The following is a 21,611-nucleotide window of genomic DNA, read 5'->3' on the forward strand; positions in this document are numbered from 1 at the left end:
AACTCCTTAACAAACCTTTTAACCAACCAAGGAAACGGCTTTCCCAGGTGCCCGAGGTTGCCGTGAAAGAGGAGCGTCGCGTACTTTGATTCGCAGGCGACGGTTTGAACGGCAAGATCGGGTGCCTGGGAAAGCCGCCGGGACGGATAGCCCTAAATGGTTTCCAAGAAAGCCTCCATCCTGGTTTGCAGTTGGCCTGCGTCCTCGCCGGCGTAGTCGGTCGTGATGTGCATAAGCGGAATGCCGGCCTCCTCGGCAGCCTTCTCCACGGCAAACGACTCCATCTCGTAGAGCGTGCAGAACTGCAGGGCCACGTCGACAATGCCGTCGGCATGCAGGTCCTTGGCCATCTGGACAATGTCCTTCATACGCTGGTCGTTGGGCGTAAAGACGGCGCAGTTGATCTTAAAGTAGCGCTCGGCGATAGCATCGAGCATCTCGTCAACCGTCTCACCGGACTCATCGACCAAGTCCTTGTAATAGCGCGAACCCGTGCAGGACTCCTCGCCCACCACAACGCCGCCGGCCTTCTCGATGAGGTTGAACAGCTTCCAGTTGGGCACGGCCATGGGCGTGCCGGTGTACAGGATGCGCTTGGTTCCCTTGGGCGCCACGCCCTCTCCGGCCTCGACACGCTGCTCACACTCGGCCGCCATATCGTTGATGGCTCCGGTCAGACGCGGCGTGTCGTCCATAAAGGCGGCCTGAACGGTCAGCAGGCTGTCGAGACCGCTAATGGGCGCTGGGTCGGCAGCGCGCGTGGCAGCGAGGCGCTGCAGGGCGCGACGCTTCTCATTGACGGCGCGGATGGCGGCCTTCAGACGCTCAGGCGTAATCGTGACGCCGCACTCTTCCTCAATCTTGGCGGCGAGCTTTTTAACCTCGGCCTTCCAGGTCACGAGCGTCGACTCGTCGTGCACGTTGGGAATATCCATGACGTACATGTTCTTTTGCGTGGCAAAAAACTCGTAGGCCTTCTTCTTGCCATCGCAGGTGTTCTCGCCTACCACCAAGTCACTCGACTCAATGTAGGGGCAGACCTCACCCAGCTTAAAGCCGGCAAAGCTCTTGATAAGCGGACAAGTGTTGCGCGGCAAGTGCTCCTCGACCTTGTCCGTTGCCCAATCGGCACCCGAGCACAGACCAACGGGAATGCCGTCACAGGCAAGCACGATCTCCTCGGGCACGTACACGCAGAACGAGCCCACGATCTTGGTGGCCTCGCCAGCCTCTTTCTTGTCGAGCATCTCCTTAATGCGGCCGCTATGGATGTTGGTGGCCACAAAGTCCAAGTAGGACGTGGACTTGGGGCGGTTGTTCTGCGACAGGAACATGTCCCCGTACATCTGGCCCACGGCGCCCAGCAGCATGTCGTGGTCGGCAAGATTCATGCCGAGGCTCTCCCACATCGGATGGAAATCGAATTCTTCAGCCATGACGGTTCCCCTCTCGAACCAAAAACGGATAACGACGGTATCGATGCACGACGGACGGCGATTGCCCGGCCGTGCTCAAACCCGGAATTTTAGGGAACCTGCCTTGCGGACGGTTATTTAGTTGTGCGTCGTCTCTCCCGGAGCCGTGAACATACCTGCTCATATGCGGCTCCGAGCCATATACAGGGCGCGCGCGGCAACGCGGCGAATGTATGTCGTCTGCGGCATGTGCGCACCTCCTTTACAAGATAAGGTCAACTATATCAACGGTCATCGACCATGCGAACACCGTTGACATTCGTACGACAGCCTCGTGTGCCGTCGTTTAATAAATAACTATCTTGATTGATAAGAGTTTGTCATCCTTCATTCGGCGAACGGCAAGACAAAGCCGCCGAGGCTTATATCCCCGACGGCATTACCCGGCGCTATCGACAAACCAAGTGGATCTTACTCGCATCGAAATGCATGCGCAGGGTCTCGTCGGCTTGCGGCAGCCCGTCGGCAGCTACGTTCACTTTGTTGACCTTCCACTGCAGACGCGTGGGCGCATCAGTACGCGGCACGTCCAACAGCACCAGGCGCTCAAAGCGTGAATCGCTCACTCGGGCCACGTGCAAATCATAGCTGTTGCGACCCCGCTCCGCGCGATTGTCAACATGGAAGTAGCTTGCGCGAATGCCCAGGTACGCCACATTATCGGGAACCTCGCGGCCCACGTTGAAGGTCATGCCCCAGTCGAGGGCCTCAACTTCTTCGTCGCCGATCTTGCGCGCGCGGCTCGTATTCTTGCAGCCCGTCAAGCGCAGCGCGGCTAACGTCTGCGGATGACGGACCACGTCCTCGACGGAGCCGATCTCCTCCATATGCCCGTCGTGCATCACACAAATGCGCCGGCACAGGCGGCACGCTTCGTCGATGTCGTGGCTCACGTAGAGCACGGTACGGTTGCATACATCGAACAGATCGAGCATGTTCTGTTCGAGCGCGCTCTTAAGATAGGAATCGAGCGCGCTCATGGGCTCGTCGAACATAAAAATGCCCGGATGCGCCGCCACCATGCGCGCAAGCGCCACGCGTTGCTGCTGACCGCCCGAGAGGCGCGCGGGGTAGCGGTCGGCAAAATCGGCCAGACCGAAAATGCCCAGATAGCGCTCGGCGAGCTTTTTGCGCGCGGCGGCGTCACCCGCATCCTTAACACCGGCGCAAACGTTATCGGCCACCGTCATGTTGGGAAACAGCTGATAGTTTTGGAACAGCAGGGCGCATTTTCGCTCCTGGGGCGACAGGTTGATACCCGCCGCCGAGTCAAAAAAGGTCACGCCGTTGACGACGATCTTGCCCTCGTCGGGTGTCTCCACGCCGGCAATGCAGCGCAACGTGCAGCTCTTGCCGCAACCCGAGGCGCCCAGCAGCGCCACACGCTCCTCGCCGGCATCGAGCTGAATGTCGAGGGTAAAGCCCGGATAGCGCTTTTTGATATCCAGAACGAGCGACATGGCTTATCGACCTCCCTTTGCGACCGCGCCATCGCGCATAAGCTCGGCCAGCGCCTCGCGATCGATACGCAAGGCATCACCGCCCACCGGGTCAAGCGAATCGCCCTGTCCGGCGAGCTCTTTGGCCTGCTTGCGCTCCGCACGGGAGAGACCGCGCTCGCGATACTTTTGAGAATGCGCCGTGTACATGTTGATGAATAGGATGACCAGGAAGCTGAACGCTATTACGACCACGACCCAAAAGAGAGCCACCGACGTATTGCCGCCCATCCACTCAAAGTAAATCGCAATGGGAATGGTCTGCGTAATGCCGGCGTAGTTGCCCGCAAAGAACAGCGTGCAGCCAAACTCGCCCATCGCGCGAGCGAAGGCGAGCACCGTGCCCGCCGCGATTGAGGGCCAGCCGAGCGGCATCATGAGCTTGGCAAAGATGCGACGTTCGGACCACCCCAAGGTTCGCGCGGCGTCGAGCATCTGCGTGTCGAGGCTATCGAAGGCTCCGAGCGCCGTGCGGTAGACCAGCGGAAACGACACAACGACAGCCGAAATGACCGCCGCGGGCCAGGTAAAGACGATAGAGATGCCGTGCGCGATGAGCCATTGGCCCACCCCGATCGAGCGGCCAAACAGCATGAGGAGCAGAAAGCCGCAGACCGTGGGCGGCAGCACCATAGGAATCGTAAAGACCGAATCGAGCAGGCCCTTGATGCGACTCGAGGTACCCATAGTCTTCCACGCGGCAAACAGGCCCAGTGCAAAGGCAATCACCAGGGCAAGGCCGCTCGTTTTGATAGACACCCAAAACGGGCGGTAGTCGATGCCGCCTAAAAAGGAGGCCAGAGAGGTCAAGGGCCCCTGCTCATCCCGCAACACGACAGACGATGCCTCTACCATTTGAGCGCTATCAAGCCAACGCGCGCCGCCCTTGGCATCACCCGAGGCCGATGCAATCACCACATAGCGGTCCCCATCCGCACCGCGCTCGTCAAAGCCATAGGTATAACCGCCGGCATCAAACGTTGTTTCCGCCGTAACATACCAAGGAAGATCAACGTCCCCTAGCTGCGCACCTCCCATGGAGTTTGCGCTGTCGAGCTCGCAGACGAGGGCCTTGAGACCCGATACGCACTCGTTGTCCTGCGGATCCAATCCAAACTTCTCGACCGCCTTGGGCGATATCCACACCACAACGCGATCGGCAGCAGGCGCCACTACAAGGTCCACGTCCTCGTCAACGGGAAACCGGTAGCCCTCAGGCTGGCCCTCCATGGCACGAGCGGTCCCCTTGGCCAACCGCTCAAAACCCTCGATCCCATAAGAAAGCCCATGAGCGGTCGCAGCAACCTGGCCCCCGTCCTCAGCGTCCCCAGCAAACGCAAATCCCGGCACCCAGCAAAGCGCGAAGGTCAAAGCACAGGCGACAAGCATGCGGAATCTATTAAGCACGAAAAGCTCCAAGAGAATACAAGGACGGAGTTAAACACAAAACGATGGAATTATCGCGCCAAGCCGCACTACGCGGAAAGCTCAAAACCGTATTTGGCCCAAATCTTCTGGGCCTTCTTGTTGGACAGGCAAAAGTCGATAAACGCCTTGGCCTCGTCGGCATGTTCGGAGCCATCGGCGACAGCGCCCGGATACACGATGGGCTTATGCGAGTCCTCGGGACACACAAAGGCCTCCTCGATGCCGTCGTAGCGGAAGATGTCGGAGCTATAGACAAAGCCAGCCACGCAGTCGCCCGTAGAGACGTAAGACGCAGCAGTGCCGACCTTGTCGGCCAGGGCCACCTTGTCGGCGATCTCGGGGGCGTACTCGCCGTCGTCGCCCTCGGTGCCGGTGTAGAGGCCCACGGAGGCCAGGGCCTGGTTGGCGTACTTGCCGGCAGGAACGGTCTTGGCGTCGCCAATGGCGATCTTGCCGTCCAGATTCGCGACGTCGGCGATGGCCTCGATCTTGGTGTCGGAGCCCTCGGCGCGAATGATCACGAGGTCGTTGACGAACATATCCTCACGGGTGTTGGCGTCGACGAGCTCGGCGGCTTCGGCGTCGTCCATGGTGCCCTTGGAGGCTGTGATGAGCACGTCGACGGCGGCACCGGCGCGCATCTGCTCGACGAGGTCGCCGGAGGCCTTAAACTGCGTGTCGGCAAAGGCGGTGCCGGTCTGGTCGGTGTAAAGCTCCTGAACCTCGGGCAGAGCCTTCTCGAGCGAGTTGGCGGCAAAGACCTGCAGCTCGACAGCTTTCTTGGACGAGGCCTTAGCAGAACCGGCATCGGAGCCAGTCGACTCAGACGCCTTGCTGCCCGAGCAACCGGCAAGGCCAAGGCCGGCAGCGGCGACAGCAGAGAGCGAGACGAATCCGCGGCGAGAAACCATATCGAACATGTTCAACCCTTTCGAACGGTACACCCGGGCACCCCGCCGCGGGCTTTATTCTGTTACTAGATTATACTTTCGCGCGAATAATGTTTATGATAAATATCTCTCGCCTGATAATTATCTTTTACCAATAACCACGAGACGGCCCGCACTGTCGCTGCATAAAAAAAGGCGGAGCAGCCCGTAAGGTTACTCCGCCGCAGGTAGTGCGCTTATTTGGCGTGCCCGCCGCCCGCCGTCATTTGGGCCGCATGCTCCAGCTGATCGCTCACGGCCTCCCAGCTTTCGCGGGCCGCTTTCGTGGATCCCGGAAAGTTGATGACAAGCGTATGCCCACGCTGCATGCACACGGCGCGCGAGAGCATGGCGCGGCGCGTCTTGGTCATGGAGTACGCACGGATTGCCTCTGCAATACCCGGCACATCGCGCTCGCAGACGGCACGCGTCGCCTCGGGCGTCACATCGCGCATCGAAAGCCCCGTGCCGCCGCAGGTGAGCACGACATTGGCGTGGCACTCATCGGCGGCTTCCACAATGGCATCACCGATCTCGCTGGCGTCGTCGCGCACGACCACATGTGAGGCGACCGTCCAGCCCTGCGCCTCGATAAGTTCCTCGAGTGCGGCTCCAGCCTCGTCCTGGGCAAGATCGCGCGTATCCGAGCACGTCACGATCGATATCTTCAGCTCCATAGCATTCCTCCTACAACACGGCGCCCTCGGGCAGATCGACGCGAACAACGTCCACGACATCGCCCACCTTGAGGTCGCACGGTCCTTCGTCAACACGCAACAGGCAGTTCGAACGCTGCATAGTTCCAAGCAGCGCCGAATTCTGCGTCTTAGCCTCAGTAACCAACAGCTCACCGGTCTCGGGGTCGCGCAAAACCGTGGCGCGATCGAAGAAGCGTCGGTCCTGGCGCTTCTTCACGCCGTGCGTCAATATCGCCTGCTGCACGGGACGCGTACCCTCGGCAAAGCCGCGCATCTTGCGGATCGCGGGGCGGGCGAGCATCTCAAAGCCCACATACGCCGCCGCGGGATTGCCCGAAAGCCCCAAATACGGCTTGCCCCCAAGCAGGCCAAACGTGATGGCTTTGCCAGGACGCATCGAGATGCGGTCGAAGAGCACCCCGCCCTCGCGCTTGACCAGCGCCGTCACGTAGTCGTAATCGCCCGCAGAGGCGCCGCCGCTCGTAATGACAAAATCGCACTCCTGCACGGCGCGATGCACCAGCTCGGCAATCGCCTGCTCATCATCGGGCGCAATGCCATAGAACACCGGCTCGGCGCCGGCATCGAGCGCTTCGGCCATCAACGCCGAGGAGTTGGAATCGCGAATCTGCCCGCGTGCCGGCAGCTCGCTCGGCGCGACCAGCTCCGTGCCCAGCGAGATAATGCCCACGCACGGAGCGGCATGGACCTTCACGCTCGCGTAACCGGCGCTTGCCAGCAGGCCAGCGCCGGCCGGGGCCACAACCTCGCCGGCACGCATCACGACGTCGCCGGCATGGGCCTCCTCGGCGGCAGAGCGAACGTTCTCCCCCACTTTAGCAGGCGCCGAAAAGCTCACGTGCGAGCCCTCGTTGCCGTCGCCGTCAAGCACCTCGACGATCTCGTATTTCACCACAGCATCCGCACCCTCGGGCACCGGCGCGCCTGTCATGATGCGGACAGTCTCGCCCGGGGCGATTACGCCATCGAACACATGGCCCGCGGCTTCGTGCCCCACGACGGAAAGCGTCACGGGCGCATTGGTGGACGCTTTGGCGAGGTCGACGGCATGCACGGCATATCCATCCATGGCGCTGTTGGCAAACGGAGAGATGTCGATATCGGCCGTGGCGTCCTCGGCCAGGGGAAGACCGGCCGCCTGCCACACGGGAATCTCGACAACTTCGGTGCGATTCACGTGCGACAAGACGATCGCCTGTGCGTCCTCCAACGGAATGAGTTTCTCAGCCATATACACCTCTAGCATGCTGCGGCGCGCAACAAAAGCGCCGATTCTTTATGTTTATCTCAGTATAATCCCTCGCCGCTTGCTCAAGACCTGGCCCGCGGCCGCGAATACACCTGTCGGTAACGGACGGCGAAACAGAACCGAAAATCAACCTGCCGGTTTGTCACGTTTGGCACGTTCTATAATGCTCCTGTTGCAACCAAAAAGAGGAACGTATGGCTTTTACCGACAAACCCGAAAGCGCAAACGAGGCGCAGGATCATTCCCAGTCGCTCGACGACGGCGGCTTTTTCTCCCTTAATGACGTCATCATGGCAGGCAGGCAACAGCTCACCCGCTCCGAGCATCTCTTGGCTGCCGACACGCGCCGCAACGCCCGCAACCTACTCGCGAGCGCCAAGTTGCTCGTACTCGTCGTTATCGTCTCGCTTGCCATGGGCGTTGCCGCTTGGGCGTTTTTGGCCTCGCTGAATATCGCGACCGACTATCGCGAGCACCATGCATGGATTTACGCGCTGCTTCCCGTTGTGGGCGTTGCCACCGCATGGGTGTACAAAAACCACGGCCTTGCCGCCAGACGTGGTAACAACCTGGTCATCGACTCCGCTCTGGGCACACGCCTCATCCATATGCGCATGGCCGTCCTCACCTTCGTCTGTTCCACGCTCACGCACCTAACGGGCGGGTCGGCCGGTCGCGAGGGAGCTGCGGTGCAGATTGGTGGCACCATCGCCAGCAACATCTCGAGCCTCGCCCACCTCAAAAAGCATGACCACCACGACCTCATGCTCGCCGGCATCTCGTCGGCCTTTGGCGCCGTATTCGGTTCGCCCCTTGCCGGAGCTTTCTTTGGCATGGAGATGTGCTTCATCGGAAAGATCGACTACACCGCGGGCATCTACTGCCTCGTCGCCTCATTTACCGGCTACTTTACATCGCTCGCCTTGGGAACCGAGTACGAGGCGAATGTCATCGCCAGCGTTCCCAACATGACACCACAGACGGTTATCATCGTTGTTATCAGCGCCATCATCTTTGGTCTCACCGCACGCCTCTTTGCCTGGTCGGTTCGAACCGTCAAGAGCCTGTACGGTCGCTTTATCACCAATTACCTCGTCCGCGCACTCATAGGCGCACTCGTGGTTTTGGCCGCCTATGCCCTCCTCGACGCCTGGGACTACGCCGGCCTTTCCACGTGGCTTTCCGGCGCCGGATTTGCCGGCAACACCACCCTGGCGGACGCAGTCATCAAGTTGGTCGTCACAGCGCTTACCCTGGGCGCGGGCTTCCAAGGCGGCGAGGTCACGCCCCTGTTTGGCATCGGTGCGGCACTCGGTGGCTGGATCGGCTGCCTTACCGGGCTTGACCCCAGTTTTCTGGCGGCTCTCGGCATGCTCGGCGTGTTCTGCGCCGGCCTCAACGTGCCCATCACCACCTGCATGATGGCCATCGACCTGTTCCACGGCACGGCCGCCGGGTTCTTTGTCATCGTGGCCTTTATCAGCTACCTAACCGGTGGACACCGCGGCGTGTACTCCGCCCAGCGCATCATCTCACCTAAGCGCCGCTCGCTTATTGTGGATGAGGGCGGTACGGTAGCGGATGCTATCGAGCGCCACAACGACCTGATAGAGTAGATGTAATAATCGCCGTGCAGCCACAATCGGGGGCAATTCGACCTGAGCGCGACCGCACTGTCATGTCACACGCCGGGAGTCGCCCCATGCACGCAACTGATTTTGGTCGCACGCTCATCATCGCCAACCCAGCCGCCCAGTCGGGTGCGGCACGCGAAGTTGCCGAGCGCCTGCAACGCTTTTTGGACATGACTGCACGCGCATCCCAGTTTGACCTGGTGTTGACCGAGCGTATGGGACACGCCAAGGAACTAGCCGCCCAGGCAACGGGCTATCGCACCGTAATCGCACTCGGCGGCGACGGCGTGATCCACGAGGTCGTCAACGGGCTAATGACGCAAAAGGAGGACGCCCGCCCCGCTCTTGCCGTCCTGCCCGTGGGGTCCGGCAACGATTTTGCCCAGACGCTCGGTATCGACGATTTCTCCGGCAAGGATTTTGGCGCGCTACTCACCTGCGAGCTGCAACGTCAGGACATCGGGCGCATTCGCTCATGGAACCCCGCAAGCGGTAGCGGCGAGGCGACGGTCGAGTATTATGACCAGACGCTTTCGGTCGGCATCGATGCCGCCATCGGTCTGGGCACCACCGAGCTGCGCAAAAAGACCGGCTTGACCGGCGCGCCGCTCTACACCCTCTCGGGACTTGAGCAGTTTGGCCTACGCTATCGCAACTATCCTATGACAGTCAGCTTTGACGGCGCGCCCACCGAGCGCGTGAGGGCAATCATCATGGCGATTCAGCTGGGGCCCACGTATGGCTCGGGTTATCGTATCTGCCCCGATGCCGATCCCTGCGATGGCATCCTCGACGTCTGCTACGCCTGCGGTCCCGTCCCACGCGCGGTTGCCCTGCCCATGTTCCTTTCGGCCAAAGACGGCCACCACTCCAAGCTGCCACCGATTCGCATGCGCCGCTGCCGCCATGCCGAGCTCACCTTTGAGGAGCCCGACTACCCCATCCAGGCCGACGGCGAGCCCGTTGTCGCCTCGCGCATCGAGGTGGATATCCTTCCCGCCGTCCTCGAGGTCTGGCACCCAACCCGCTAGCTTCACCTAAGTTGCGGTGAAATAGGGACTGTTTATGCAGCCAAAGCCGCAAAACAGTCCCTATTTCACCGCAACTTATTGAGAAGATCATTCCTCCCCGCCCGGCTTGCGACGGTTGGCCTTTTTAATCGCGTTGAAGTGCTTATCGTTGAGCCTGCGCTGGCGAGAGCGCTGTGGCACTTTGGTCTTGACGCGACGGCGCGGTGGACGCCCGCGACGCTCAAGCTCAGCGCGCAGCTTACGCAGACAGCAGCTGCGATTCTGAAACTGACTACGGCTCTCGCGCGCCGTCACGACAATCCCCGTGGGCCCATGCTTCATGCGCACCGCCGAGTCCGTCGTGTTGACGCCTTGTCCGCCCGGACCCGTCGCGCGAAACACCTGCACCTCGCAATCGCGCGCCAACTCCTCGGCCGACATCTCGGCATAGCGCGCATACTCACGCCATCCCATCTTGTTCTCATCCATATCAACACCTCCCCTCATACAAAAAATGTGACAAAGGGAAAGTCCCTTTGTCACATCGAATACCAATCGCTTGTGTTGCGCGCTTAGGCGAAGGTGATCTCGCCGGTCTCGCAGTCCATATCGGCGATACGGGCCAGGCTCTCGACGCGGAAGCCGCGCTCGCGGAGCTTATCGCCACCGCCCTGGAAGCCCTTCTCCACGGCAATGCCAATACCGGACACCTCGGCACCCGCGGCCTCGCAGATCTTGATAAGACCCTCAAGAGCGCAGCCGTTGGCCAGGAAGTCGTCGATAATCAGGACCTTATCGCCCTCGGACAGGAAACGCTTGCCCACGATAACCGGGTACTCCTTCTGTTTGGTAAAGGAGTAGATGGTCGTAGCATACTGCTCGCCGTCGAGGTTAATGGACTGGGCCTTCTTGGCAAAGACCACCGGCACGCCGCCAAAATGCTGAGCTGCGATGCAGGCCATGCCAATGCCCGAAGCCTCAATCGTCAGGATCTTGTTGATCTCGACACCCTTGAACAGACGGGCCCACTCGGCGCCCATGTGGTCGAACAGCTCAACGTCGCACTGGTGGTTGAGGAAGGCATCAACCTTAAGGACGTTACCGGCCTTTACGATGCCGTCATGGCGAATACGATCCTCAAGCTCCTGCATGGCGCAACCCCTTCTCGCGGCAACGATACCGCGCGATTAATAAACGTTGTTCGATAGTCTACCACGGACCGACCCCCGCCCGCCCCACAAGCCGCATCGCACCACAAACCAGTTTTTGAGACGGCGCGAATACGTGGCAGACAGCCTCCCAACACGCTAATGGCGGGCGCGCATCTTCACCAAACGCACCATGGCAAGCGCAAAGCCCGCTGCCGCCACAGCCATGAGCACGTAGAACACCGAACGAAAACCAAACAGGAACACATCCGGACGGCCTGCAACAAAACTGGTCACGGCCTCGCCCATCGCCACACTCATCTGCCCATACAGGATATGGGACGCCGCCGTAATGCCCACTGCCATACCCGCATAGCGCGCCAGGCTGCCCAGGCTGCCCGCAAAGCCGAGCGCTTCGCGCGGAGCCGAACCCATGTACAGCGAGTTGTTGGGACTCTGGAAAATCGACGTGCCGCACGACATAAACGCGACACAGCACACGATCACTGGGATGGAAGAGTGCTCGTCAAGCGTACTTACCGCAAAGAGACCGCATACGTACACGCCCAGGCCGACCGCCGTGGGGCCCTCGCAGCCTACACGGTCCGAAACCGTACCCGAAAGCGGGCCGATAAAGGCATTCACCATCGGCAGCGCCAAAAAGAGTAGTCCGGAAATATCGGAGCTAAAGCCATGGGCATCCTGGAAATAGAACGGCAGAATAAACTCGGATGCGCCAATGCCAACGAACACGATGAGCATGCAGGCTAGGTTGATGGTGAAGGCCGAATTTGCAAAGCAGCGACGAGCGGCCTCGATCATGGACATGGGACGCTTGCCGGCCTCCGGCTTAACATGCGGCAGCGTGTAGAGCCCCACGATAAACGAGATGACGCCAATGGGCAGGTTGATGAGGAAGATGCTCTCCCAGGGAAAACTTGCCACCAGCATGCCGCCGAGCACGGGGCCACACATCATGCCGAGGGCCACGAAGGTCGCGAGGATACCCATGGCACGACCGCGCTCGCGCGCCGGAAACGACTCGGTGATGATACCCATGTTGTTAGCCATGGCCGCCGCGCAACCGACGCCCTGAACAATACGTGCCAGGATAAGAACCTCGAGCGAAGCCGAAAGGCCGCACAGCAGCGAGCCGACCGTAAAGACGATGACGCCCAGCTGGAAAACATTCACCTTGCCGCGCACGTCGCCCAGACGGCCAAACGGCAACATAGCCACGCATGTCGCAAGCAGATACACCGAGCTCACCAGCTGAATGCGATCGAGGCCCACGCCCAGCTCCTTTTGCATCACGGGCAGCGCCACGGTCACGACGGTCGAATCCAGACACGCCATAAACGTCATAATGAGCACCGTAAACAGAATCGCCCATTTGTTCTTGCCGTGAGTGTCGCCCTCAAGGGCAATGCGCTCGCGGCGCAGCTGCTCTGCGGTTTTCTCCATGTCCATCCTTTCGAGTGGCGCAACGCAAAAACGGGGCCCCAATCGCCTGCAAAGTCGCGATTGGGGTCCCGCCTACGGAATCGGAACGTAAAGGTCGCCGAAGCCCTCTGTCGGCATCGGCGACTTATGCGAACGCTAGCCTAGCACTGCTCGAGAGCCTGCTCAAGGTCGGCAATCAGGTCGGCCGTGTCCTCGAGGCCGCACGACAGGCGCACCATGTCGGCGGAGATGCCACAGGCGATGAGCTCCTCATCGTTCATCTGGCGATGCGTAGCGTTAGCGGGATGCAGGCAGCAAGTGCGGGCGTCGGCCACATGCGTGGCGATCTGGGCAAGCTTGAGGCTCTTCATAAAGGTCTCGGCCGCCGCGCGACCACCGTTAAAGCCAAAGCTCACAACGCCGCAGGTACCGTTAGGCATGTACTTCTGAGCCAGGTCATAGTACTTATCGCCCTCCAGGCCCGGATAGCTCACGAAGCGTACCTTGGGATGGCTCTGCAGGAACTTGGCAACGGCCAGGCCGTTCTCGCAATGACGCGGCATGCGCACATGCAGGCTCTCGAGCGAGCTGTTCAGGAAAAACGCCGCCTGCGGGTTCTGCATAGGGCCGAGGTCGCGCATGAGCTGCGCGGTGGCCTTGGTAATGAAGGCGCCCTCGCGACCGAACTTCTCGGCATAGGTCACGCCGTGGTAGCTCTCGTCGGGCGTGGTGAGACCCGGGAACTTGTCCGCATGGGCCATCCAGTCAAACTGGCCGTGGTCGACAATCACGCCACCCAGGTAGGCTGCATGGCCATCCATGTACTTGGTGGTGGAGTGCGTGACGATGTCGGCGCCCCACTCAAAGGGACGGCACATCACAGGCGTCGGGAAGGTGTTGTCGACCATCAGCGGCACGCCGTGGTCATGCGCGGCCTTGGCAAAGCGCTCAATATCGAGCACGGCAAGGGCAGGGTTGGCAATCGTCTCGCCAAAGACGAGCTTGGTATTGGGCTCAAAGGCTGCCTCGAGCTCCTCATCGGTGCAGTCGGGGGCAACGAACGTGCAGGTAACGCCCATACGGCCCATGGTATGGGCAAGCAGGTTGTAGGTACCGCCGTAGATGGCAGAGCTTGCGACCACGTGATCACCGGCACCGGCCACGTTAAAGATCGCAAGGAAGTTCGCAGCCATGCCCGAACTCGTGAGCATCGCAGCGGTGCCGCCCTCCATCTCACAGATCTTGGCGGCGACCAAATCGCACGTGGGGTTCTGCAGACGGCTATAGAAGTAGCCCGACTCCTCCAGGTCAAACAGCTTGCCCATGTGCTCGGACGTGTCGTACTTCCACGTGGTTGACTGATAGATGGGCACCTGACGCGGCTCTGCATCGCCCGGGCGATAACCGCCCTGAACACACGTGGTACCGATGGTCTGCTTGCTCATATCCAACTCCCTTACTTGGGTTTTGTTTTTATTCGGTTCACGATACCGCTACCCCGCACCCCTCTCAACCCATCCCGCCGATAGGTTATGAGACAAATAAATCAGGGGCATTCGTCTCAGCCTTAGGCATTTAATCGATGGATATAAATGAGGCATACATGAAGCTCTCGATGATTACATGCCCCGTCACGGGTACCATAGGCGGGTACACCGTGACCAAGGAGACAACGATGAAGCAAATCGATACAGCCCAGCTCGACATCACCGCCTGTCAGGCTCAGGCTGCCGAGTACCACGCCCGCGGCTTTAACTGCGCCCAGGCTGTCGCTTGCACGCTCGCGCCCGCTGTGGGGCTCGACCCCCAGATCGCCTTTACCCTCACCGAGGGCTTTGGCGCCGGCATGGGCGGCATGACCGAGACCTGCGGCGCCATCTCGGGCGCCGTGGCCATCATGGGCTTTGTGATGAGCGACGGTATGGAAAACCCCAAGACCAAGGGCCAGACCTACAAGCTGTCGCGCGAGATTGCCAAGCGCTTTGGCGAGAAGAACACGACGACCGTCTGTGGCACGCTCAAGGGCGTCGGATCGGACAAGGGTCCGCTCCGCAGCTGTCCCGGCTGCATCGACGATGCCGTCGAAATCGCCTGCGATATGCTAAGGCAGCTCGCCGAGTAAACGATAGCAACAGAAAACGACGGCCGGCGCGCTTGAGATTCATCCAAAAGCACGCCGGCCGTCGCCGTTAGAACTCAGCAAATTCGGGAGCGCCGACCTCGATCTCCTCGCGCCCCGCCATAAGCTCGCGCATCTTGGCGCAAAACAGCTCCTGCTCCCCCGCCTTAAACACCAAGTGAAGTGTCACGGCATCCGCGTAATCGGTATCCGAAACCTTGGCACCCGAATCCTGCGCCAAACGAAGCACCTGCTCATACTGTGGATAGGCCACATGCACGTCAACCGGCACGACACTCGTCATCTCAACGATCTGCCCAGCCTCCTGAGCCGCGGCCACCGCCGCCTGTGTCGCCGCGGTATAGGCGCGTACCAAGCCACCGGGCCCCAACAGCGTGCCACCAAAATAACGCGTCACAACACAGCATACGTTTTTAAGTCCCGCACCGCGCAGCACCTCGAGCGTCGGCATACCACTCGTGCGGCTCGGCTCACCATCATCGCTCTGGCGCTCACGCCCATCGACCAAAATCCACGCGGGAACATTGTGCCGGGCGTCGTAATGACGCTTGCGAACCATCTCGATAAAGGTGTTTGCCTCGTCCTCGGACTCAATATGGACCAGCTGGGCAATAAACCGGCTCTTGCGATCGACGAACTCACCCGTAGCCTCAATATTCGATTGCAGAGTAAAATAGCTGTCCAACAAAGCCCCTCAAACACAAGCAAAGCAACAAACAGCCTCAATAATACGGCAAAGCCCGTACCGATAACCCCAGTAAATAGAACGGCAACGCCGATGATTCCGTCAACGAAAGCGAGAACCTGTCAGCGCGAGCAAAGTGCCTTGTAAGACAGGATCGTAACAAAAATGAGGCTGCCGATGATCAGGCAAAGACAGCGAGACGGCGTCAGCTGAGTCGATTTGGCCCGAAAGAGGAGGGAGCACGCCTTATGGCGGCGACCGACGAATGAGCGCCAAATCGGCCAGCTGACGCCGTCGCAGCGTCAACATAGTTGCTGAGTGGGCTTATAAGCCGGGTTCTGTCGTGAACGGTCATTTATCTTGTCTGCACGTTACCGTGCAGCTCCACGCACGCTACCCGAACGCGGACCGGGCCGGCCCATAGCGTTCCTATTCGCGCTTGCTCCGGATGGGGCTTGCCAAGCCGCCATGTTGCCACGACGCTGGTGGTCTCTTACACCACCGTTTCAGCTTTTCCCTTTACGCCTTGCGGCGCAGGTGGGAGTCTTCTTTTCTGCGGCGCTTTCCGTCGGATCACTCCGCCCGGCCGTTAGCCGGCATCCCGCCCTCTGGAGCCCGGACTTTCCTCACGCGTACTGCAAGCAGCACATCGCGCGACCGTCTGGCCCACTCAGCAGTGCAAAAGTGTAACACACCGTTACCGCAGGCAATGGCACAACGCAAACGCTCGACACGATAAACCAAGAACCGCCATGCGTTACAATGATCCTGTCGATGGGCAACGTCGTCAGTCGAGACGCGACCGCGCTCCGCACCCCTCCGTCTACTCGGTGTGTTCCCGCCTCCTCCCCGAGGCGGGATGTCGGCTTTTTTCATGCACCGACAATCCAATAGCCTGTGGACAGCCCGGCAGCATTGCGCATCTCGGTGCCAAATGCAAAAAGGGACCCGTCCATTACGGACGGATCCCTTAAAACAAGTGATCGTCAAACCGATTTACTCGGCGTCGGTCTCCTCGTCCTTCTTCTCGGAAGGCAGCGGGGTAACCTCGATCTCGACGCCCAGAGTCTCAGCAGCAGACTTCATGGACAGGGAGATACGACGACGGTCGAGGTCGATCTCCATGACCTTGACCTGAACCTTGTCGCCAACGTGGGTGACCTGAGAAGGCTGGTCCACGTGCTTGTTGGCCATCTCGGAGATGTGCACCAGGCCCTCGATGCCCTCGCCCAGGTCGACGAAAGCGCCGAACGGGACAAGCTTGGTCACAGTGCCCTCGACGATAGCGCCGACGGGGTACTTCTTGACCAGTGCGCGCCACGGATCCTCGGTGGTCTGCTTGAGACCCAGGGAGATGCGCTCGCGGTTGAGGTCGACGTCGAGAACCTCGACCTCGACCTCCTGGCCGACCTTGACAACCTCGGAAGGATGGTTGACGTGGTTCCAGGAGAGCTCGGAGATGTGGATGAGGCCGTCGATACCGCCGAGGTCGACGAAGGCGCCGAAGTCGACGATGGAGGAAACGGTGCCCTGGAGACGCATGCCAGACTTGAGCTTGGACAGGATCTCGGAGCGCTCGGCCTTACGGGACTCCTCGAGCACGACGCGACGGGAGAGGACAACGTTGTTGCGGTTGCGGTCCATCTCGATGACGCGGGCCTCGATGCGGGTGCCCATGTAAGAGGTGAGGTCCTTGACGCGACGGAGGTCGACGAGGGAAGCGGGCAGGAAGCCACGCAGGCCGATGTCGAGGATCAGGCCGCCCTTGACAACCTCGATAACCTCGCCCTCGACGTTCTCGCCGGAGTTGAACTTCTCCTCGATGCGGTTCCAAGCACGCTCGTACTCGGCACGCTTCTTGGACAGGACCAGACGACCGTCCTTGTCCTCCTTCTGGAGAACCAGAGCCTCGATGGGATCACCGAGTGCAACGATGTCTGCAGGGTTAGCGTCCTTGCGGATGGACAGCTCGCGGACCGGGATAACGCCCTCGGACTTGAATCCGATGTCAACGAGCACCTCGTCATGCTCGATCTTAACGACAGTGCCGTTAACGAGATCGCCCTCATCAAAGTCGGTAATCGTACCGTCGATGAGGTTGTTCATCTCCTCCTCGTTGACATCGTCAAGAGAGAAAATGGACGAGTTCTGAATCTCACTCAAAGGTGGACCCCTTTCGAACTACGGGGCCCCGATTGCTAGGACCTACAGAAGGGTGCGACAAGCACACAACGTTTAGGAACACTCGGGAGCCGACAGATACTAATGTGACGCTTATGCAATCACGTTCGTATAGGTTACGGGGAAATGAGTTCGATTTCAAGCGTGAACTGCGATTTTTTACTCGTGTGGAGACTTTTTCGTAATCTTATGAACACACGTCTCCGCAACTTGACGATAACCAGCCAGGCATTCGGCTTTGGGGTAAAGTATCCGGAGCCAACGATTCTAGATCGATTTTTCGAGAAAGGTGCCCGCGTGCTCAAAGCAGTCGTTTTCGATATGGACGAAACGCTTCTTAGCATCAACCTCAACGCGTTCATCCTTCGCTATTTTAAGGATGTCTCGTCGATGCTCGCGGATATCGGGCGCCGCAGCCGCGGTGGCACGATGACACGCCTCGGCACCATCCTGGTCGACCTCAACGCCAATCGCCGGAGCGGCACGGACAATCGCACCAATCTTGAGTTCTACCAAGAAGAGGTTGAGCGCCGGTGCGGCATTTGCCTCTCGGACCCACTTATCTACGAGGCGTTTACCTACTACGACTGCGAAGTCCTGCCGCACAAGAACGATGACATGATAAATGCGAAAGCCATGCCGGGTGCGCACGCCGCGCTTCAGGCCGTACAGGACGCGGGCCTGCGCTGCGCGCTCTTCACCAACCCCAGCTTTCCGCAGGGGGCCATCGAGTGCCGCATGGGTTGGGGCGACCTGGCCGACGCCCCCTTTGAGCTCGTCACGCACATGGGAAACACCACCCGCTGCAAGCCCGATGCCACCTACTATCTAGAGCAGCTTCAGGTGATGGGGCTTGAGCCGCACGAGGTCCTTATGGTTGGCAACGACCCCAAGCGTGACTTCCCCAGCCCCGCCTGCGGCATTCAGACTGCCTATGTTGGTCAGGGAAAACCCGGCCGAGCCACCTGGCGCGGAACCATGGAAGACTTCGCCCGCGACTTTAACGCCGTAGTAGAAGCCTTCTACGAACACCAAGTAGCCGACGAACTGTCCTAGCACACTTGGGTTTTGCCGATCATGATGTTGAGGATCTCGACGTCGGTGTCCTTCATGCCCACACGGCCCACGTAGCCCATGCTGGCAATCGTCTGCTCGACGGTATCCTGGATCAAACCCTCGCCGGCACGGAAGCCACGCCCCTGCATGGCCATGTCATGTCCCAGAATCGCCGCATCGACGGCAGCCGAAATCTTGGCGGCACAGCTCGCCTTGGCGCCATCGCACACGATGCCGCCAACGTTACCGAGCGTGTTCGAAACCGTCGAGCCAATCTGCTCGCGCGTGCCACCGCACAGCCAGGTAATCGCAGCACCGGCACCGCACGCAGCGCAAATAGCACCGCAAAACGCCGAGAGCGCACCAATATAGCTCTTGATATGCACGGCGATAAGATCGGACAGCATCACGGCGCGCACCAGGCGCTCGTGGTCGCAGCGCAGGTATTCGGCATACTCCATGACGGGCAAGGCGCAGGTAATGCCTTGATTGCCCGAGCCGCACACAATGGCGACCGGCAGCGCGCAACCGTTCATGCGGGCGTCGGACCCGGCGGCCGCACGGGCACGGGCACGGCAGGCGACGTCATCGGCACGAGCACCCAGCAGCGTACGACCCACCTCGGCGCCCCAAGCGTGCGCAAGGCCCTCGGCACTGATTGCGCCATTCAGCTCAATCTGACGCTCAACGGCAGCGCGGGCGCCCTCAATGTCACCGTCCTCGATAAAGTCGATGATGGAATCAATGGACATGGGCGTATCGGCGTTATCTGCCGCACGCTCGGCCACCACGCGCTCGGCGCAGGCGGCGCACTCCCCCGCCGACTTGCCGCACACCGGAATACCGTCGAGCGTATGGCACGTGACATTGGTGTGGTGGTCGGTAATCTCGACGACCGCGGTATGGCCCCCGGCCGTGGCGGTCACCTTGATGTAGAGGTTGGGCACACCCTCGACAAGCGACACATCGCAGTAGCCGGCGTCAGCGAGGAGCTCGGTCACGCAAGCACGGTCTTTATCGTTAACGCTCTCGAGCACCTCGAGCGCGCTCTTGGCGTCACCGCCCACGGCACCCAGCACGGCTGCAGCTTCAATACCGTGCATACCGCCCGAGTTGGGCACGGTCACGCTCTTAACGTTCTTGATGATGTTGCCCGAGCAGGCAACGTCCATATGATCGGGTTCGCAACCGAGCGTCTGGCTCGCCAACGCCGCTGCATAGGCAACGGCAATAGGCTCGGTGCAGCCGAGCGCACAGACAAGCTCGCGGTTCAAAACATCGCAAAACGCGGCATCACGAAGGGAATCGGTAGGCATAGGTATCTCCTGCTTGCATAACGGGCTGGTCTCTCAAAAATAATTAACTCTTCTATTTGATAACAATGCAACAAAAACCGCAACCATGGTTCCGGCGGACGGCGCTCAAGCACAAACTGGCGGCATTCATTCATGAAAAGCGGGTCTTGTTGCCTGCTAAAGCGTTTGATCAAAAAACGCCCGAGCGTTTACACAAAAGTCGCGCTATCATGCAGTCGAACGCGGTAAACACCTTTAGCATTTGCGCCGCACAGACCAGAGAGGAACCATCTATGAAGATCGGTATCGGTAACGACCACGCCGCCGTCGAGCTCAAGAACATCATTTCCGAGCACCTGAAGGAGCGCGGCTGCGAGGTCGTGAACTTTGGCACCGACACCTCCGAGAGCTTTGACTACCCCATCGCCGGCTACAAGGTGGGTAAGGCCGTTGTCAACGGCGACGTCGACCTGGGCATCCTGATCTGCGGTACCGGCGTCGGGATCAGCCTGGCTGCCAACAAGGTCGAGGGCGTACGCGCCGTCGTGTGCTCCGAGCCCTTCAGCGCCAAGCTCTCCCGTATGCACAATAACACCAACGTGCTGGCCTTTGGCGCCCGCGTCGTTGGCTCCGAGCTCGCTAAGATGATCGTCGACGAGTGGCTCGACGCCGAGTTCGAGGGCGGCCGCCACGAGCGTCGCGTCAACCTCCTCAACGAGATCGACCAGACCCGCGGTCTCAAGGTCGTCGACGAGGCCTAAAAACTTACAACGCCATACGCTAGCGACAGCCCCCGCCTGGAATGCACGCACATTCCAGGCGGGGGCTCTTTAGTAGATTTCTAGACATGTCCCAAAAATCTACTGGAATATAAAAGGACGCCGCGGATGGAGTTCCGCGGCGCCCAAGCCACACGCTAACAGCTTTAAGGAGTCAAAGCTGGTTTAGCCAAAGAAGCGCTTGATCTCGATCTCGGCGTTCTCCAGGCAGTCGGAGCCGTGGATCACGTTGGCGTTGACATCGACGGCGAAGTCGCCGCGGATGGTGCCAGGAGCAGCATCAAGCGGGTTGGTGGCGCCCATAAGGGTGCGCATCTTGGAGACAGCGGAAAGACCGGAAACAACCATCTTGACGACCGGACCGCTCGTCATAAAGTCGCAGAGACCGCCAAAGAAGGGCTTGTCGGCCAGATGGGCGTAGTGCTCCTCGACGGTAGCGCGCTCGAGCGTGGTCATCTCCATGCGCTCGATGACAAGGCCGCTACGCTCAATACGAGCAACGATCTCGCCGATCTTGCGATCGCGCACCGCGTCGGGCTTAATCATGATGAAGGTCTTCTCGATAGCCATAAGGTAGCCTTTCAAGTAGGTTCGCGCGTGCCCAAGTCCCATTCCGGCACCCGCCTGGACTGCATCGTAACAGAGTTTTAGCTGCAGTTAAACAAAAAGCTGTTTATTGAAACGCTGCAATTTATTAAAGCGCTCCATATGTGTCACTTCTGTTTCGAAGCCCGATTAGAGTACCATCCGACCGCTCATCAACCACATGGAACAGAGCGGGCGGTCGGTTGCCACCCGCGAACGTACCCCCTTCACAACCTGCCCAAAGGTCCTACAGAAGTTCTCGACAAGCCCCTCCCCCATAGCAGCAAAATAGGGGCGCCCGCATCAGCAGACGCCCGTAAAGCTAAAACGATTTATCAATAAATGGACAATACGTC

General features: G+C 59.9%; 18 protein-coding genes, 1 other RNA gene and 1 pseudogene. 5 read left to right on the top strand and 15 right to left on the bottom strand.

The window, feature by feature from the left end; genetic code table 11:
- Positions 1-152 precede the first annotated feature (152 nt).
- The 6 genes from PMW70_RS01000 to PMW70_RS01025 form a co-directional block, all read right to left on the bottom strand.
- On the bottom strand, positions 153-1,436 hold the full coding sequence (locus PMW70_RS01000; RefSeq protein WP_089571618.1) for a double-cubane-cluster-containing anaerobic reductase: 1,284 nt from the start codon (positions 1,434-1,436) through the stop codon (positions 153-155).
- Positions 1,437-1,864: 428 nt separating this feature from the next.
- Positions 1,865-2,935 (bottom strand): sulfate/molybdate ABC transporter ATP-binding protein, encoded by a 1,071-nt coding sequence (locus PMW70_RS01005; protein ID WP_089571617.1) that lies wholly within the window; start codon positions 2,933-2,935, stop codon positions 1,865-1,867.
- Between the two features lie 3 nt (positions 2,936-2,938).
- Positions 2,939-4,381: a molybdate ABC transporter permease subunit gene (modB, locus tag PMW70_RS01010; RefSeq protein ID WP_271743622.1), complete on the bottom strand. Its 1,443-nt coding sequence runs from the start codon at positions 4,379-4,381 to the stop codon at positions 2,939-2,941.
- A gap of 68 nt (positions 4,382-4,449) precedes the next feature.
- A complete protein-coding gene (gene modA / locus PMW70_RS01015) occupies positions 4,450-5,322 on the bottom strand; it encodes a molybdate ABC transporter substrate-binding protein (protein WP_271743623.1) in 873 nt (290 codons plus the stop codon).
- Between the two features lie 206 nt (positions 5,323-5,528).
- Complete coding sequence (locus PMW70_RS01020; RefSeq protein WP_271743624.1) at positions 5,529-6,008, bottom strand: MogA/MoaB family molybdenum cofactor biosynthesis protein; 480 nt, start codon at positions 6,006-6,008, stop codon at positions 5,529-5,531.
- A 10-nt stretch (positions 6,009-6,018) separates the two neighbouring features.
- The gene (locus PMW70_RS01025) at positions 6,019-7,281 is read right to left on the bottom strand and encodes a molybdopterin molybdotransferase MoeA (protein WP_271743625.1); all 1,263 of its coding nucleotides are present in this window, start codon (positions 7,279-7,281) and stop codon (positions 6,019-6,021) included.
- A 212-nt stretch (positions 7,282-7,493) separates the two neighbouring features.
- Between PMW70_RS01025 and PMW70_RS01030 the strand changes: the two genes are divergently transcribed.
- Both PMW70_RS01030 and PMW70_RS01035 read left to right on the top strand, forming a co-directional pair.
- Positions 7,494-8,915, top strand: a complete 1,422-nt coding sequence (locus tag PMW70_RS01030) for a chloride channel protein (RefSeq protein ID WP_271743626.1) — start codon at positions 7,494-7,496, stop codon at positions 8,913-8,915.
- A gap of 86 nt (positions 8,916-9,001) precedes the next feature.
- Positions 9,002-9,964, top strand: coding sequence for a diacylglycerol/lipid kinase family protein (locus tag PMW70_RS01035; RefSeq protein ID WP_271743627.1), 963 nt, complete (start codon positions 9,002-9,004; stop codon positions 9,962-9,964).
- An 87-nt stretch (positions 9,965-10,051) separates the two neighbouring features.
- Here the strand turns inward: PMW70_RS01035 and PMW70_RS01040 are convergent.
- From PMW70_RS01040 to PMW70_RS01055, 4 genes and pseudogenes are all read right to left on the bottom strand, one after another.
- Positions 10,052-10,360: pseudogene (locus PMW70_RS01040) on the bottom strand (peptide chain release factor-like protein); the annotation flags it as partial.
- Between the two features lie 155 nt (positions 10,361-10,515).
- Entirely contained in the window at positions 10,516-11,094 is a 579-nt protein-coding gene (locus PMW70_RS01045; protein ID WP_118237901.1) for a xanthine phosphoribosyltransferase, read from the bottom strand.
- Positions 11,095-11,250: 156 nt separating this feature from the next.
- Positions 11,251-12,555 (bottom strand): MFS transporter, encoded by a 1,305-nt coding sequence (locus tag PMW70_RS01050; RefSeq protein ID WP_271743628.1) that lies wholly within the window; start codon positions 12,553-12,555, stop codon positions 11,251-11,253.
- A gap of 140 nt (positions 12,556-12,695) precedes the next feature.
- The gene (locus PMW70_RS01055; RefSeq protein WP_271743629.1) at positions 12,696-13,979 is read right to left on the bottom strand and encodes an O-acetylhomoserine aminocarboxypropyltransferase/cysteine synthase family protein; all 1,284 of its coding nucleotides are present in this window, start codon (positions 13,977-13,979) and stop codon (positions 12,696-12,698) included.
- 158 nt (positions 13,980-14,137) lie between these two features.
- Here PMW70_RS01055 and PMW70_RS01060 point away from each other — a divergent pair, with 158 nt between their 5' ends.
- The gene (locus PMW70_RS01060; RefSeq protein ID WP_271743630.1) at positions 14,138-14,656 is read left to right on the top strand and encodes a C-GCAxxG-C-C family protein; all 519 of its coding nucleotides are present in this window, start codon (positions 14,138-14,140) and stop codon (positions 14,654-14,656) included.
- A gap of 67 nt (positions 14,657-14,723) precedes the next feature.
- Here the strand turns inward: PMW70_RS01060 and PMW70_RS01065 are convergent, their stop codons facing one another.
- The 3 genes from PMW70_RS01065 to rpsA all read right to left on the bottom strand — a co-directional run bounded on the left by PMW70_RS01065 (position 14,724) and on the right by rpsA (position 17,522).
- Positions 14,724-15,362 (bottom strand): YigZ family protein, encoded by a 639-nt coding sequence (locus tag PMW70_RS01065; protein WP_271743631.1) that lies wholly within the window; start codon positions 15,360-15,362, stop codon positions 14,724-14,726.
- Positions 15,363-15,670: 308 nt separating this feature from the next.
- Positions 15,671-16,032, bottom strand: an RNA gene (rnpB, locus tag PMW70_RS01070) — RNase P RNA component class A.
- 323 nt (positions 16,033-16,355) lie between these two features.
- On the bottom strand, positions 16,356-17,522 hold the full coding sequence (gene rpsA / locus PMW70_RS01075) for a 30S ribosomal protein S1 (RefSeq protein ID WP_022095232.1): 1,167 nt from the start codon (positions 17,520-17,522) through the stop codon (positions 16,356-16,358).
- A gap of 315 nt (positions 17,523-17,837) precedes the next feature.
- Here rpsA and PMW70_RS01080 point away from each other — a divergent pair, with 315 nt between their 5' ends.
- Positions 17,838-18,596 (top strand): HAD family hydrolase, encoded by a 759-nt coding sequence (locus PMW70_RS01080; RefSeq protein WP_271743632.1) that lies wholly within the window; start codon positions 17,838-17,840, stop codon positions 18,594-18,596.
- Here the strand turns inward: PMW70_RS01080 and PMW70_RS01085 are convergent.
- Entirely contained in the window at positions 18,593-19,912 is a 1,320-nt protein-coding gene (locus PMW70_RS01085; protein WP_271743633.1) for an L-cysteine desulfidase family protein, read from the bottom strand. The two genes, PMW70_RS01080 and PMW70_RS01085, sit on opposite strands and share 4 nt — an antisense overlap.
- A gap of 272 nt (positions 19,913-20,184) precedes the next feature.
- Between PMW70_RS01085 and rpiB the strand changes: the two genes are divergently transcribed.
- Entirely contained in the window at positions 20,185-20,652 is a 468-nt protein-coding gene (gene rpiB, locus PMW70_RS01090; RefSeq protein WP_271743634.1) for a ribose 5-phosphate isomerase B, read from the top strand.
- Positions 20,653-20,835: 183 nt separating this feature from the next.
- Here rpiB and ndk read toward each other — a convergent pair whose 3' ends face one another.
- Positions 20,836-21,240, bottom strand: coding sequence for a nucleoside-diphosphate kinase (ndk, locus tag PMW70_RS01095; RefSeq protein WP_055251725.1), 405 nt, complete (start codon positions 21,238-21,240; stop codon positions 20,836-20,838).
- Positions 21,241-21,611: the final 371 nt, after the last annotated feature.

The organism is Collinsella aerofaciens (assembly GCF_028209625.1).
GTDB classification, from domain to species: Bacteria; Actinomycetota; Coriobacteriia; order Coriobacteriales; family Coriobacteriaceae; genus Collinsella; species Collinsella aerofaciens_AM.

Excerpts from the sequence above, each read along its gene's own strand:
- PMW70_RS01000 (WP_089571618.1), bottom strand. The coding sequence starts at position 1,436 with ATGGCTGAAGAATTCGATTTCCATCCGATGTGGGAGAGCCTCGGCATG.
- PMW70_RS01005 (WP_089571617.1), bottom strand. The coding sequence starts at position 2,935 with ATGTCGCTCGTTCTGGATATCAAAAAGCGCTATCCGGGCTTTACCCTC.
- modA (WP_271743623.1), bottom strand. The coding sequence starts at position 5,322 with ATGTTCGATATGGTTTCTCGCCGCGGATTCGTCTCGCTCTCTGCTGTC.
- PMW70_RS01020 (WP_271743624.1), bottom strand. The coding sequence starts at position 6,008 with ATGGAGCTGAAGATATCGATCGTGACGTGCTCGGATACGCGCGATCTT.
- PMW70_RS01025 (WP_271743625.1), bottom strand. The coding sequence starts at position 7,281 with ATGGCTGAGAAACTCATTCCGTTGGAGGACGCACAGGCGATCGTCTTG.
- PMW70_RS01030 (WP_271743626.1), top strand. The coding sequence starts at position 7,494 with ATGGCTTTTACCGACAAACCCGAAAGCGCAAACGAGGCGCAGGATCAT.
- PMW70_RS01035 (WP_271743627.1), top strand. The coding sequence starts at position 9,002 with ATGCACGCAACTGATTTTGGTCGCACGCTCATCATCGCCAACCCAGCC.
- PMW70_RS01045 (WP_118237901.1), bottom strand. The coding sequence starts at position 11,094 with ATGCAGGAGCTTGAGGATCGTATTCGCCATGACGGCATCGTAAAGGCC.
- PMW70_RS01050 (WP_271743628.1), bottom strand. The coding sequence starts at position 12,555 with ATGGAGAAAACCGCAGAGCAGCTGCGCCGCGAGCGCATTGCCCTTGAG.
- PMW70_RS01055 (WP_271743629.1), bottom strand. The coding sequence starts at position 13,979 with ATGAGCAAGCAGACCATCGGTACCACGTGTGTTCAGGGCGGTTATCGC.
- PMW70_RS01060 (WP_271743630.1), top strand. The coding sequence starts at position 14,138 with ATGAAGCTCTCGATGATTACATGCCCCGTCACGGGTACCATAGGCGGG.
- PMW70_RS01085 (WP_271743633.1), bottom strand. The coding sequence starts at position 19,912 with ATGCCTACCGATTCCCTTCGTGATGCCGCGTTTTGCGATGTTTTGAAC.
- rpiB (WP_271743634.1), top strand. The coding sequence starts at position 20,185 with ATGAAGATCGGTATCGGTAACGACCACGCCGCCGTCGAGCTCAAGAAC.
- ndk (WP_055251725.1), bottom strand. The coding sequence starts at position 21,240 with ATGGCTATCGAGAAGACCTTCATCATGATTAAGCCCGACGCGGTGCGC.